The sequence below is a fragment of the Pedobacter sp. 05T44 genome (assembly GCF_056395985.1).
The window spans coordinates 149,134-162,349 of sequence record NZ_JBFTKO010000008.1 but is presented as its reverse complement, the minus strand read 5'-3'; the positions used below and the strand labels follow the sequence as shown (position 1 = coordinate 162,349).

Genomic DNA, 13,216 nt, shown 5'->3' with positions numbered 1-13,216 from the left:
GACTTACTATCAACCCTGTAATTGTTCTGTTCGGCTTGCTAAGCCCTTTCTTTGACATCTGGGTGGCGGAGATCCATTAGGTACCTTTCATAAGGGTACAGATCTCCGATACACCTATAATACAGGTAGGTAACCCGTGTGTAACACCTGTTATTACTTAACCTGAACCGAACCATTTGTAGGGTCAGGTACAAGGAGAGACTGACTAAAATTACCTGTATTAAAAAAATATGTGCCGTAATATGCGCTCTGTGCGTTTTATGCGCAATAATACGTTTTAGGCGTTCTGTGCGTTTTCAGAATAATTGACATTATTGTTTGATCAAATCATACAACTCGTCCAATTTAGGCGAAAGAACGATCTCAATTCTACGATTCTTGCTTCTGCCCTCCGCTGTGGTATTGGCATCCAACGGCTGAAATTCGCCTTTCCCTGTTGCTGTCATACGCACACTCTCAACCTTACTAACTTCTGTCAGGTAGCGCACCACCGATGTTGATCGCAAAACACTTAAATCCCAATTGTCTTTAATTTGTCCCAGGTTAGTTATTTTTTGAGAATCTGTATGACCTTCAACAGCGATGTTAATTTCGGGCTGTTGCTTTAATACATCTGCCAGTTGACTTAAAGCTTGTTTTCCCTTCTCGTCAATAATAATACTTCCAGAAGGGAATAGCAATTTATCAGTAAGAGAAACATATACTTTACCATTTCTAATCTCCACAGTCAAACCGTTTTTAGTAAATCCTAGAAGTGCCTGCTGCAGTTTTTCCTTTAATTGATTGGTAGCCTCATCACGTTTACGTAATATCTCTTCCACTTCTTTTAAGCGTTGCTCACGTGTTTTTAAATCATTCGAAAGCTTGTTGATCTCCGTAGAACTCTTATTCTTTAGTTTAGCATAATTGCTATCCATTTCGGAATACTTGTTCTTCAGATCGTTTAATGCACTGCTTAATCCGGTAGTATCTTTTTTTAACCTTGCAATCAGACCCTCCAGATTTTCATTCTTTAATTGCGATTCTCCCCATCCTGTTTTTAATGAATCTTGTGTTGCTAGTAATGATTTATACTTTTTAGGAGACAGAACTACGCACGAACTGAATGCACTGGCAAACAGCCCAACGAATAAGAATAAGCTAATTTTTTTCATTAATGTGTTATTAATTTAGTGATCAGGAAAATTCGCGCAAGCCCATCATTTAGAGCTCTAACCCTATACGCGTTTTTCAATAAGTTTATTGCGCTACTGCGTTTCTCAAAAATAGAATAAAAGGATAAACATTTTCAAAAGCAGTTTTCAACTTATCAACGATTCCTGGTTTTAGGAATTCATCATCCCTTAAAGGACACACTGCTATAAAGCTCTTAAGTTTTAGAAATTCTATTTGAGGATGATCAGTATCATAGCCTTTCGGGGCATTTTTTAACGTATCTTCCTGACTTAGCGTAAAAGTATTTTTAAAACTTTTGTTATCAATTATGCTCAGAAATTCGGAAGTATTATAATCTATCTCTTCTCTTATACTTTTTAAAACAGGAGCTTCAGGCATCCAAAATCCAGCGCCAAGGAAACATTCTCCCGGCTGTATATGAAGATAATATCCCGGACCATGTATATTGCTCCCATTTATACTAAAAGAAATCCCAAAGTTATTTTTATATGGATCTTTATTTTTACTAAAACGAACATCCCTATAAATACGTAATAGACATTTTTTTGCTGGTGTATCGATAGGAAATTCAGGGTCTACAGCTGCTAATTTGGGTATCAACTGATCAATAAATGCCAATACATTTGTTTTCGCAGTTTCATACCTACCCTTGTTTTCTGCGAACCATTCCCGGTTGTTGTTTTGAGCTACGTCTTTAATAAAAGCTAATGTTTCTGACTTAATCATGGCTTGTCGTAATAGGCGTTATACTTTATTTTTGGAGAAAGCCAATGTAATAAAATCACCCGGGAATAACGATAATTGAAAGGTGCCAAAATTAAACATCCTGTAAAGATTACAGTAAGATAAAGCCATAAAGATTCAAACTCAAGATTACCTCCTGAAAATACATAAGTAGCTATACCTAATGCAATCATCTCTGCACAATTCATAGCATAGCTCACATACATGGCCGCGTAAAAATAACCTGGCTCAATTTCAAAACGTTGACCGCAATGGCCACAAATGGTATTGGTGTGCTGTACGTTAAAGCCATAAAGACTTCCCGTAAAGATATCGCCTCTCCTGCATTGAGGGCATTTACCGTGTACGAGGGCGTATAACTTAGACGTTTTCTGCATAATTAACAGTTCTTTTGCGATATTTTATATACCACAACACGCCCATTCCTGATATTAGAAGATAAGGAATAGCCAAAAGGTACAAAATACCTGAGTTTAAACCTTTTCCCTGAGTATTACCGTTCTTTACACTTTGTTCAGCACTCACAGTACACATGGCACATTGCGCATTCACATTATTTGACGATGATACTGTGATCAGGATCATAAAGAGGAAGATAACTGCTACCTTTTTCATGTTGCAAATATAAGCAAAGAAACTGTAACACATTTTAAGAATAGTCAGAAACCAGTCTAAAAATTGTAATAAGGTGATATCATTAGGTATACTATTACCCCAGTTACAGCAACATACAGCCATACCGGATAAGCCCACCTAACAATTTTTTTGTGACGTTCCACCTGCATATTAAATCCTCTTAAAAAGCTCACAAGGATTAAGGGTAAAACAACAATAGCAAGAATAATGTGTGTAGCCAGTATAAAGAAATAGATATAACGGGTTGATCCAACTGCGGCCAATTCAATTGCCGACAATACCCCGTTATGATCAACATCTCCATACTTAGTATCTTTTTCATAGAGGTGAAAAACGATATAAAAAAGGAGGAAGATTGCCGAAAGGATAAATGTGATAACATTCGTTACTTTATGGGCCTGGATGTTTTTCTTTTTTATAAAAATTAAAGACACAATAAGGAGTATTGCACAAGTTGCATTAATGCCTCCTATTATATGTGGAAATAGATAGATGAAAGATGGTGTAGGCTCTGGAGGTGGTACTAACTTTAACGCGATAACCACAAGTAACACAACCGCTGTTACAATCCATATTAATCTTAAAAAAAACTTATCATTAAAATTCATATTCTATCTATTTGGAACTTCTTATCTTCCGTCTCTGGAGTTTCTCAACTCCTCTGCCAGCAACACTTTAATTTCATCATCCAGCTTTGTTAAGGCCTCCTGATTTGTGGCCTCATAATAGCCTCTAATGCGACGATGGCTATCAAGCAATACTAGCATATTGCTATGAATAAATTTGTTCTCAGTGCCAATCTTTTCCTGATGGGCATCTAAGGACAATCCTTTTTTTATCAATGTCGATAACTGTGTGCTATCTCCCGTTAGTAAATCCCACTTGCCTGCCTTTGCAGAAAGTGTCTTCGCATAACCTGCAAGTACATCTGGTTTATCAGTTTCAGGATCAATACTGATTCCTACAAAAGTAACTGCTTTATCATGCTGATAGGTTTCATTAAAACCTTTCATAGCCCTAGTTGTCGCTCCAGCACCATTCGCATCTCCTTTGGTATAAAACAGACTTAATATTAAAATGTTACTTCCATATTTACTCAAACTAACAGAATCTCCATTCTGGTTGATCAGCTTAAAATCATTTACTACATGGTAAATCGTATCGGGAATCTGTGTCCCTCTAACCGAGTGAAATGTAGCAGCAACTTCTTTATGTCCAAAAATAGGAAGCGGTCTGTATCTGTTTTTGCCTTTTTCCTGGAGTAAATAATACAAAAATCCTGGTACCGCTAATATGGTGACCAGGATTAATATTTTTTTTATTGGAGTACCCTTCATTAAACTAAAGGCATATGTAGGTGTAAGTAGCCGCCTTCAATTAACATCAAAACAATAAAGTAAAAGATAAAAACAAAAACGACGGTTAAAGAAACCTGAAGCCCTACCTTCTCATATTTAAGGTGCATAAAGTACGCAACGATATAGAATGCTTTTAATAAAGTTAAGGCAATGTAAACGAAGTTACCTATATGCTGAGGCATGTGGCCACCTGGTATAAGAACCAAAGCAATAATAAACTCAATTACCGTGATTGCAAGCAGGATACCAAATACCTGCCAAATTTTCTTTTTATCTAACCCAGCATGTTCACCATGTGCATGCTCGTCGTGAGAGTGGTCTGTATGTATTTCTGACATAATATTTTAATTGAGAAAGATTAAACTAAATAGAAGAATGTAAACACGAATACCCAGACAAGGTCTACAAAGTGCCAGTATAAACCAACTTTTTCAACCATTAAGTAATGTCCGCGTTTTTCAAAAGTACCATTAATAGTCATGCATAAGATGATGATGTTAATGATCACTCCGCTAAATACGTGGAATCCGTGGAATCCTGTTATTGTAAAGAATAGATTTGAGAACTGAAGTGCAGATACTGTAGATACCTCACCGGTAAACAAATGATGTAGCGTTTCCATGGTTGGAATCTTTCCCCAGCCAAACCCTTCATGGAACAAATGTGTCCATTCTGCAGCCTGACAACCCAGGAACATTAAACCACCTATAATAGTAGCAATCATCCACCACACTACTTCCTTCTTAGAGCGTCTGTGACCAGCCTCTACCGCAAGTACCATAGTTACCGAGCTCATGATCAAAATAAACGTCATAATACCCACAAATACAAGTGGAGCACCACTATCGGTTATGCCTGGAATAGATTGGAAAACCAAATCCGGATCTGGCCATGTAAATTTACTGAAGCGCTGCGCTCCGTAATAGATCAATAATGACGAAAATGTGAATGCATCAGAAACCAGAAAAAACCACATCATTATTTTGCCGTACTCTACTGACCACGGCGAGCGGCCCCCACTCCATGGAGTAGTTTTTACCTGATCTAATTGTGATAATGAACTCATTTTGTAAATAGTAATAGTTTGTTAAAAAATCTAACTGTTCAAAAGTAAAAAAACATACAGATATATCCATAATATATCTATAAAATGCCAAAATATAGAAGCAATTTCCATCCGGTACTTGCGTGTTTCTATCGGCATTTCTTTATAAGCCCCAATTAGGGCATTCAATACAATACATAAACCTGCAAAAATGTGCAGTAAGTGGAAACCAGAAACCACATAAATAACAGAAATAGCAGCATTATTATTTACCATTGCTGCTCCGCTATGGTATAAGCTCGACCATGCTTCTACCTGCAGGTAACCAAATACTAATCCAAGGGCAATAGTAAACCACAAGAACAATCTCTGCTTTTGAATCTGCCCGTTCCTTAGCGCTCTTGATGCCAGGAATAAACAGATACTGCTACCTACTAATGCAGCTGTACTATACATGAAAACATCAGGCAGTACCAAACCGTGGCCTTTACCTTTTGAGGCTGCAAAAACAATGTAATAACTTGTCCAACCTCCAAACATAATAGTTGAGGAAACCACAAACAACCAGATAACAAACTTCTTAGGTTTAGTATCTATAGGTGCTGCAGACTTCATATCCTCTTTATTTAATGTGTGTACCATCTTAAATTATTTAGCTATAAAATCAAAAAATAAAATCACCTGCACTAATGGAAGATAGAAGAAGGAACAAAACATTACCTTCCTTGCACTTGCCAAATCCATATTAACCCACATTTTAAATGCCAGCCATGCAAACACCAATCCCGCAATTAGTGACACTCCAGCTATATAATAGCCACCAAATCCATAGAATGTTGGCAACAAGCTAACCGGAATTAATATTAAGGTGCTGATAAATGTTATAAATGCACTTGCCTTATCTCTTTTAGTAGTAGGCAACAATCTAAATCCGGCCTTCTTGTAATCATCATCAAGTACCCATGCGATAGACCAGAAATGAGGAAACTGCCATACAAACTGTACAAGGAAAAGTATTACTGCAATTTCATCTATCTTTCCGTGAGCTGCCACGTAACCAATTAGTGGGGGCAAAGCTCCCGGAATGGCCCCAACAAATACTGCGATAGGTGATTTGCGCTTTAAAGGGGTGTAAGCAAAAGCATATAAAAATATCGAGAATACGGATAACAATCCTGTTTCGATATTTAATTTCCCTAATAACCACGTGCCAAGCATTCCCATTACTAACCCCGATACCAAACCCTGGCCAGTGGTCATATGTCCGGCAGGCATTGGACGGTCCTTGGTTCTGGTCATTAACTTGTCCAGATCAACCTCTATTACCTCATTGAAACAATTGGCTGCAGAGGTAACCAGGAAGCCCCCAGCTATTAAAATAAGCCATTTGGTCCAGTCTATTCCAGGAACCACTCCAGCGATTTCTACCTGCGACCCAATTAAAAAGGTAACTGATGCAGAAAACACTACCAGAAAGGTAAGTCTGAATTTAATGAGCTTAGAAAAATCTGTTAAAAACTGTTTCAAATTATATATTATTAATGCTCTTGATTGTAAGTATCTGTTTTGTAAACTAACAAGAACAGATAGTATTGCAGACTAAATAGTAAGGTTGAAAATAAAATGTGTAATGCCTGAGCGTAAGGAGGCAATGCAAAGTTCGACAATATTAATCCAGTTACTATCTGAATAATCAAAACTACTGCTATGGAATTGGCTACCATTAAAGCGGTAGCTTTACCATTAAACCTATCTTTAACAAGCTTGTATATAATGATGTTCAATATAAGCACAACCATAGCTGAGTCTCTATGATAAGAAAAAATCTTGCCTACTCTGGTTAACCAGCTTTCGCGGTCATTATACATTAAAGCTTTTGAAACAGCATCAACAGCCTCTCTTACTTCGGTTCCTAAAACAATTTGCAGCACACTTACCACTATAGCTAAAAAGATTAAAACCTTTAACCATACTACCTTAGCCATAACTATGGTTACTGCCTTATGCATCTGCTGTGCGTAGTTATAGGTATAAACCAATATGGCCAGAATTACTAAAGCCAATAACATGTGTACCGTAACAATCCATGGAACCAGATTGGTTGACACAACAATTGAACCTAACCATGCCTGAAAGGCGACCACTACCAGATTCACCCAGMTTAAAACTACTATACGTTTGGCTGTTTTACGATAGGTAAAAGAATAGATAACTAATCCAACTAATAAAAACCCGGTTGCAGCCCCCATCAAACGATTTAAATATTCCGTCCAGGTTTTTGCTACATTAAAAGTCTCTGGTTGTAAGATAGATTCATCATGTCTTATGCTATCTGCAAGATGTCCTTTACCTAACTTATCAAGTGTTTTAGCAAAACGTTCATTCTTTACAACACGTTCAGCTACATACTTTTCTTTGTAGTCTGCAGGTAGTTGCGAAGCCGAGGTTGGAGGAACATATTGATCAAAACACTTTGGCCAATCCGGACATCCCATACCAGAACCTGTACTACGTACTATCCCCCCTGCCAAGATTAGCAATAAGGTTACAACTATCGTTATAAGGTTTAGCCTGATAAATCTCTTCTCAGATTTAGGAACCATGGTGTGTATTAGATTTAAAAAAAATGAGGTATCTGTTGTAAGTATTTACCTACTGCAGATACCCCATCATATTATAAACTATATGCTAGTCTAATTTTGTTCTGCCTGCAGCTTCTTCTTTCTCTTCCCACTCTCTCTGTATACGCTCAGCTTCAGCGTTTCCTTCAAAATCATGTGGCATATTAGAGCTCATAGTTTGAGAGAAAGGCACAGTTTGAGGAATAAAGTCTTCCTCGGCACCTGGCTTGCTATAGTCATATGGCCAACGGTAAACAGTTGGAATCTCACCTGGCCAGTTACCATGTAAACGTTCTACAGGAGTAGTCCACTCTAATGTATTCGCACCCCAAGGGTTTTGAGATGATACTTTGCCTTTGAAAATAGAATAGAAGAAGTTAAATAAGAATGCAACTTGAGCCATTGCAGCAATAATTGCAGACCATGTAACCAAAATGTTTACAGTAACCCATTTCTGCATAAACTCAAACTCAGTAAATGCATAGTAACGACGAGGAACCCCATCAAGACCTAAGAAGTGTAGTGGGAAGAACACTAAATAAGCACAAATAAATGTGATCCAGAAGTGTAAATAACCAAGTTTACTGCTCATTAATCTTCCGAACATTTTAGGGAAGTAATGATAAACACCTGCAAGCATACCAAATATTGCAGCAGACCCCATTACAAGGTGGAAGTGAGCAATAACGAAGTAAGTATCATGCAAGTTAATATCTAAAGATGCATTACCTAAGAATATACCAGTTAAACCACCTGAGATAAAGAATGATACCATACCAATAGCAAACAGCATAGCTGGAGTAAATCTGATATTACCTCTCCATAGTGTAGCTAACCAGTTGAATGTTTTAACTGCCGAAGGAACAGCAATAATCAAAGTAGTGATCATAAACACACCACCCAATAATGGGTTCATACCCGTTACAAACATGTGGTGACCCCAAACGATGAATGATAAGATGGTAATACCGATTAGTGAATAAATCATTGCATGGTAACCGAAAATTGGCTTTCTTGAATTCACAGACATAATCTCTGAAGACAATCCCATTGCAGGCATGATTACAATATATACCTCAGGGTGACCCAGGAACCAGAATAAGTGTTGCCATAAGATTGGTGATCCACCTTCGTTTGGCAATACTTGAGTACCCATAACAATATCAGAAAGATAGAAACTTGTTCCAAAGCTACGGTCAAACACTAACAATACAACACCTGCAACTAATACAGGGAAAGATAAGATACCTAAAACAGCTGTTAAGAAAAATGCCCAGATTGTTAATGGCATTTTCCACAAATCCATTCCCTTAGTACGCATGTTTAAGATAGTACTTACATAGTTGATACCACCCATTAAAGATGATGCAACGAAAAGTACCATACTGATCAACCATAAAGTCATGCCTAAACCAGAACCACTAATTGCAGTTGGTAATGCAGATAGTGGCGGATAAACCGTCCATCCCGCACTTGCCGGTCCTGTTTGTATAAAGAATGAACTCATCATGATCACACACGCAGTAAAGAAGAACCAGTATGAAAGCATGTTAAGGAATGGCGATGCCATATCCCTTGCCCCAATTTGAAGAGGGATCAATAAGTTACTAAAAGTACCGCTCAAACCAGCTGTTAATACAAAGAATACCATGATGGTACCATGTATGGTAACTAATGCAAGATAAAAGTCGGGTTTTATCCTCCCACCTTCAGCCCATTTACCTAAAAATGTCTCTAAAAGAGGAAAACTTTTATCTGGCCATGCTAATTGTATACGGAACAATATAGATAAGCCCATTGCTATAACAGCCATGATAATACCAGTTATCAAAAACTGTTTAGCGATCATCTTGTGATCCTGACTAAAGACGTACTTCGTTAAAAAAGTCTCTTTGTGATGACCATGATCATCATGGCTATCGTGGTTATGTGTATCGTGTAATGATATAGTTGACATAATGTGCTATTCCAGTATTGTTATTTTTTTAAAGCTATTTGATTCGTTTTAACTGCAGAAGTATCTTTTGCAGCTGTATCAGCAGGAGCTGCAGCAGCTGGTTCACTTGCAGGAGCCGAAGCTACAGGCAAATTAAATTGCTTCCTTAAATCATCAGTTAGGTATGTTGGCAATTCAGCAACCCATGCGTCATACTCGGCTTGTGAAACAACTTTAACCTCTCTCTGCATTTTGTAGTGACCATCACCACAAATCTTATTACATAAGAACAAATATTTAAACTTAGGATCATTTGTTTTAGCTTTCATCTCCTCAGTAGTAATTGTAGGAGTGAATTCAAAATATGACGTCATACCTGGTACAGTATTCAACTGAACTCTAAAATGTGGCATATAAAAACTGTGGATCACATCTTTACTGGTAAGAATCAAACGAACCGGCTTATTAACTGGAATAACCATTACTTCTGCAAGTTGATCATCCAATGTCTTTTTATCTTTAAAATCAATACCCAAAGCGTTGTCTGAAGTAATTAATTTATAGTTTTTAAGTCCTACCACACCGTCGGCACCTGCGTAACGAATTGCCCAGGCAAACTGAGATGAAGTTATCTCAATACTGATAGGCTTGTTATTAGGATCTTCAACTTTATAGAATATAGATCTCCAGGTAAGGAATCCCATAAGTACAAGAACTGTTAGAACTAACGCCGGAATGATTGTCCAGATACGCTCAATGGTATTGTTATGAGGATAGTAATAAGCTTTTCTTTTTCCGCTGTGTTTGTAGAAATAAGCAAAAGCAAATAGAAGTATGTGTGTAACAATGAAAACGATGGTGGTAAGAATCAATGTAATATTAAACATCTGATCTATCTTTTTACCATGCTCAGAAGCAGCCTCAGGTAAGATCATGTTACCATGAACCGTATATTCCCAATATACACCATATAAACCTACTATAAGGAATAAGGCGAATAAACCTCCGTTTATTGCATCCCAGTTAATTCCTTTTGGTTTATCCTGTGCCTCACGGGTCAATTCATAAACCTTTAATGCCTTACCAACTATTGCTACAAATAAGCAAACCAGTAAAAATGCAAGAACATAGAACGTCGCGGTTTTATAAACCGGCCCCATATCAACAGGTTTCTCTGCTGTTGCAGCGGCAGCCTGCGCAAACGCGCTTGTATTTGCAAATGCAGTTACAATCACTGCTAGTGCCGCTATTGTTTTATTACTTATTAATTTTCTTAGACTCATTTTCTTAAAAGTAGTAACACTGTACTTCTATTATACTATTATTTATTATATCCTATCCAGATCACCTATTATAAATGGTGATTTAAACTTTCTTGTAAAAATGGATGGTTCTTTGCGATCAAAGGTTTTTTACTTAATCCATTTAAAACGGTAAAGGTAAACAAACCTACAAAACCTATCGCTGTACCAATTTCAATGATACCAAAACCATGGTGCTCTTCTACAGTTCCAGGCATGATCATTTGGTAATAATCAACCCAGTGACCACATAATACAATGATCGACACTGTAAGTAAAATATTTTCTTGTCTTTTATTATCTCTGTCCATCAACAGCAATAATGGCGCAAGGAAGTTTAAAATTAAATTCAGGTAGAACCAAAACTCATAGTTATCAAATCTTTTGTAAAAATATACAGTCTCCTCAGGCATGTTTGCATAGTAGATAAGCAAAAACTGAGCGAACCATACGTAAGTCCAGAAGATAGAGAAACCAAAGATAAACTGACCTAAGTTGTGTAAATGACTGTTGTTTACCCAAGCCATGTAACCTGATTTCCTTAACAAGATAAGGATAATGGCAATAGTAGCTAAACTGCTAACCCACATTGCTGCGAAGTTATACCAGCCAAACATAGTAGAGAACCAGTGTGCCTCAAGTGACATTACAGTATCAAAAGCAAATATTGGGGTAGTAAATCCATAGATTACAAGAAATACACAAGAATACTTAAAGCTCTTTCTGTAAGAATTTAAGCCCCCTTCTAAATCTTCATTATTAGATAATCTGGCAAGTAATAATGCAAAAAAACTATATACTCCCAGGAAGATTACCTGACGAGCCATAAAGAAAGGCACATTTAAAAATGCTGATTTACCTTGTATTAATTTATCAAAGTTTTCGCTGTTAGGATCTGTTAACCCCGGAGCGTTCCAGTGATGATATAAATTGTGAGTATATAAACCTGCAGCCATAACAGCAATTAAAATAACTACCGCAATTGGTAGTGCTTTAGCCATTGCCTCAGGTACACGTAGTATAGAAGCAGACCAACCTGCTTGTGCTACAAATTGAACAGCTAAAAAGAATGCGCCCGACATGCAGACACAAGCGAAGTAATAAGCCATTAATAACAGGTTAGCAAAAGTACGCTCGTGAAGCGCCTCAGCCGAAAAGCCATAGCCTATAGCCAATAATCCTATTACTATAGCGATTATGCTTAGGTTTTTTGCTTTACCTGTAAACTCAAACTGCTCAGTTAAATTATAATTATGAGTTCCCATTTATTTCTTCTTTTCTATTTTGCTTTTTGTAATTGTTGTACATAAAGTACTACTTTCCATCTCTCTTCTGGTGATAATTGAGATGCGTATGAACCCATCATGTTAACACCATATTTAATTGTATGATAAATCTTACCTGCGGATAGATCTTTCATTAAACCGCCCCTTGAAGAGGTTTTCTCAGGATCATGAAATGATGGAACACCATTAATTTTTTCCAATTTAACAAGGTGACCTTGTCCATCACCTTCTTTACCATGGCAAGGTGAGCAAAATGCATTAAATAAATGCTGACCTTGTAAAAGATTCTGTTCGGTTAATGGTAAACTGTTTATCAATTTAACACCAGCTTCTTCATAACCTTCTTTTGTATTTGGATAAACATCTTCCTCAACAAATCCAACCGGAGCGGTATGTTTCGGTGGAGTTTGTGCGGTTTGTCCATTTGCAAAGTTCTTATTTGCCTGATCCGGGTTATAAGCAATCGGATCATACATATTCCTTGCGTATTCTAAACCCGTACTACGTTTATCTCTGCATGCTGAAAAAATAACAGCAGTGGCAAGAATACAAAACGAGGTTAAAACTACTTTATTCCTATTCATAGCTAACATACTTCCTTTCATTATACTTTACTTCTAAAGCACCAGCTTCTTTTAATAAATCATCTATCTTACTGTGCTCAGCATTTTCTTTTGCATCAATAGCAATAATAAACCTGTCATTTGTTGCTCTTAAATCCATTACTCTTGGAGCTCTTCCCGGAAACAAATGGGTTGAAGCATAGTAAGAACCAACCAGACCAAAAGCACAAAATAAGATGGTAAGCTCAAACGTAATTGGAATAAAATCCGGTAATGCGAAATGCGGTTTACCACCAATGTTAATTGGCCAATCATACGCTGCAGCAAAGTACACAAATGACAACATGGTCATTGTACCAGTAATTCCAAAAAAGAAAGCTGCTATATCCAACCTTGAACGTTTAACACCAAGCTTTGCCTCAATACCGTGGATTGGCATAGGTGTATAAACATCATGTATCTTAATGTTATTATCCTGCAATTTTTGAATTCCATGCATCATTTCATCAGGATCACCAAAACTGCCTAAAATATATTTGATATTATTCAT

At 37.1% G+C, this 13,216-nt stretch carries 16 protein-coding genes; all 16 read right to left on the bottom strand.

Annotated features, from left to right (window positions below; translation table 11 throughout):
• Positions 1–311: 311 nt before the first annotated feature.
• Positions 312–1,154 (bottom strand): OmpA/MotB family protein, encoded by an 843-nt coding sequence (locus AC1DDK_RS14480; protein WP_172661708.1) that lies wholly within the window; start codon positions 1,152–1,154, stop codon positions 312–314.
• Positions 1,155–1,239: 85 nt separating this feature from the next.
• Positions 1,240–1,902, bottom strand: a complete 663-nt coding sequence (locus tag AC1DDK_RS14475; RefSeq protein ID WP_288883619.1) for a DUF2461 domain-containing protein — start codon at positions 1,900–1,902, stop codon at positions 1,240–1,242.
• Positions 1,899–2,297 (bottom strand): DUF983 domain-containing protein, encoded by a 399-nt coding sequence (locus AC1DDK_RS14470; RefSeq protein WP_172661710.1) that lies wholly within the window; start codon positions 2,295–2,297, stop codon positions 1,899–1,901. Before AC1DDK_RS14470 ends, AC1DDK_RS14475 begins: the two co-directional genes overlap by 4 nt.
• Entirely contained in the window at positions 2,281–2,535 is a 255-nt protein-coding gene (locus tag AC1DDK_RS14465; protein ID WP_172661711.1) for a hypothetical protein, read from the bottom strand. The genes AC1DDK_RS14470 and AC1DDK_RS14465 overlap by 17 nt, the downstream gene beginning before the upstream one ends.
• Positions 2,536–2,591: 56 nt before the next feature.
• Positions 2,592–3,164: a DUF420 domain-containing protein gene (locus AC1DDK_RS14460; protein WP_172661712.1), complete on the bottom strand. Its 573-nt coding sequence runs from the start codon at positions 3,162–3,164 to the stop codon at positions 2,592–2,594.
• Between the two features lie 21 nt (positions 3,165–3,185).
• On the bottom strand, positions 3,186–3,893 hold the full coding sequence (locus AC1DDK_RS14455) for an SCO family protein (RefSeq protein WP_477612050.1): 708 nt from the start codon (positions 3,891–3,893) through the stop codon (positions 3,186–3,188).
• Complete coding sequence (locus AC1DDK_RS14450) at positions 3,893–4,252, bottom strand: cytochrome C oxidase subunit IV family protein (RefSeq protein WP_172661715.1); 360 nt, start codon at positions 4,250–4,252, stop codon at positions 3,893–3,895. Before AC1DDK_RS14450 ends, AC1DDK_RS14455 begins: the two co-directional genes overlap by 1 nt.
• A gap of 20 nt (positions 4,253–4,272) precedes the next feature.
• Positions 4,273–4,980, bottom strand: a complete 708-nt coding sequence (locus AC1DDK_RS14445) for a cytochrome c oxidase subunit 3 (protein ID WP_099440523.1) — start codon at positions 4,978–4,980, stop codon at positions 4,273–4,275.
• Positions 4,981–5,010: 30 nt separating this feature from the next.
• Complete coding sequence (locus AC1DDK_RS14440; RefSeq protein WP_172661716.1) at positions 5,011–5,601, bottom strand: cytochrome c oxidase subunit 3; 591 nt, start codon at positions 5,599–5,601, stop codon at positions 5,011–5,013.
• Positions 5,602–5,607: 6 nt separating this feature from the next.
• Positions 5,608–6,486: a heme o synthase gene (cyoE, locus tag AC1DDK_RS14435; RefSeq protein WP_048907755.1), complete on the bottom strand. Its 879-nt coding sequence runs from the start codon at positions 6,484–6,486 to the stop codon at positions 5,608–5,610.
• Between the two features lie 11 nt (positions 6,487–6,497).
• Positions 6,498–7,562, bottom strand: coding sequence for a COX15/CtaA family protein (locus tag AC1DDK_RS14430; RefSeq protein ID WP_477633959.1), 1,065 nt, complete (start codon positions 7,560–7,562; stop codon positions 6,498–6,500).
• Positions 7,563–7,647: 85 nt separating this feature from the next.
• Positions 7,648–9,537 (bottom strand): cytochrome c oxidase subunit I, encoded by a 1,890-nt coding sequence (locus AC1DDK_RS14425; protein WP_172661718.1) that lies wholly within the window; start codon positions 9,535–9,537, stop codon positions 7,648–7,650.
• 20 nt (positions 9,538–9,557) lie between these two features.
• Entirely contained in the window at positions 9,558–10,799 is a 1,242-nt protein-coding gene (locus tag AC1DDK_RS14420; RefSeq protein WP_172661719.1) for a cytochrome c oxidase subunit II, read from the bottom strand.
• A gap of 68 nt (positions 10,800–10,867) precedes the next feature.
• Positions 10,868–12,082, bottom strand: a complete 1,215-nt coding sequence (locus AC1DDK_RS14415) for a quinol:cytochrome C oxidoreductase (RefSeq protein ID WP_172661720.1) — start codon at positions 12,080–12,082, stop codon at positions 10,868–10,870.
• A 14-nt stretch (positions 12,083–12,096) separates the two neighbouring features.
• A complete protein-coding gene (locus tag AC1DDK_RS14410) occupies positions 12,097–12,687 on the bottom strand; it encodes a c-type cytochrome (RefSeq protein ID WP_306413930.1) in 591 nt (196 codons plus the stop codon).
• Positions 12,680–13,216, bottom strand: coding sequence for a DUF3341 domain-containing protein (locus AC1DDK_RS14405; RefSeq protein ID WP_048907761.1), 537 nt, complete (start codon positions 13,214–13,216; stop codon positions 12,680–12,682). The genes AC1DDK_RS14410 and AC1DDK_RS14405 overlap by 8 nt, the downstream gene beginning before the upstream one ends.

Excerpts from the sequence above, each read along its gene's own strand:
- AC1DDK_RS14425 (WP_172661718.1), bottom strand. The coding sequence starts at position 9,537 with ATGTCAACTATATCATTACACGATACACATAACCACGATAGCCATGAT.
- AC1DDK_RS14445 (WP_099440523.1), bottom strand. The coding sequence starts at position 4,980 with ATGAGTTCATTATCACAATTAGATCAGGTAAAAACTACTCCATGGAGT.
- AC1DDK_RS14420 (WP_172661719.1), bottom strand. The coding sequence starts at position 10,799 with ATGAGTCTAAGAAAATTAATAAGTAATAAAACAATAGCGGCACTAGCA.
- AC1DDK_RS14475 (WP_288883619.1), bottom strand. The coding sequence starts at position 1,902 with ATGATTAAGTCAGAAACATTAGCTTTTATTAAAGACGTAGCTCAAAAC.
- AC1DDK_RS14450 (WP_172661715.1), bottom strand. The coding sequence starts at position 4,252 with ATGTCAGAAATACATACAGACCACTCTCACGACGAGCATGCACATGGT.
- AC1DDK_RS14455 (WP_477612050.1), bottom strand. The coding sequence starts at position 3,893 with ATGAAGGGTACTCCAATAAAAAAAATATTAATCCTGGTCACCATATTA.
- AC1DDK_RS14470 (WP_172661710.1), bottom strand. The coding sequence starts at position 2,297 with ATGCAGAAAACGTCTAAGTTATACGCCCTCGTACACGGTAAATGCCCT.
- AC1DDK_RS14440 (WP_172661716.1), bottom strand. The coding sequence starts at position 5,601 with ATGGTACACACATTAAATAAAGAGGATATGAAGTCTGCAGCACCTATA.
- AC1DDK_RS14405 (WP_048907761.1), bottom strand. The coding sequence starts at position 13,216 with ATGAATAATATCAAATATATTTTAGGCAGTTTTGGTGATCCTGATGAA.
- AC1DDK_RS14460 (WP_172661712.1), bottom strand. The coding sequence starts at position 3,164 with ATGAATTTTAATGATAAGTTTTTTTTAAGATTAATATGGATTGTAACA.
- AC1DDK_RS14415 (WP_172661720.1), bottom strand. The coding sequence starts at position 12,082 with ATGGGAACTCATAATTATAATTTAACTGAGCAGTTTGAGTTTACAGGT.
- AC1DDK_RS14465 (WP_172661711.1), bottom strand. The coding sequence starts at position 2,535 with ATGAAAAAGGTAGCAGTTATCTTCCTCTTTATGATCCTGATCACAGTA.
- AC1DDK_RS14410 (WP_306413930.1), bottom strand. The coding sequence starts at position 12,687 with ATGAATAGGAATAAAGTAGTTTTAACCTCGTTTTGTATTCTTGCCACT.
- AC1DDK_RS14480 (WP_172661708.1), bottom strand. The coding sequence starts at position 1,154 with ATGAAAAAAATTAGCTTATTCTTATTCGTTGGGCTGTTTGCCAGTGCA.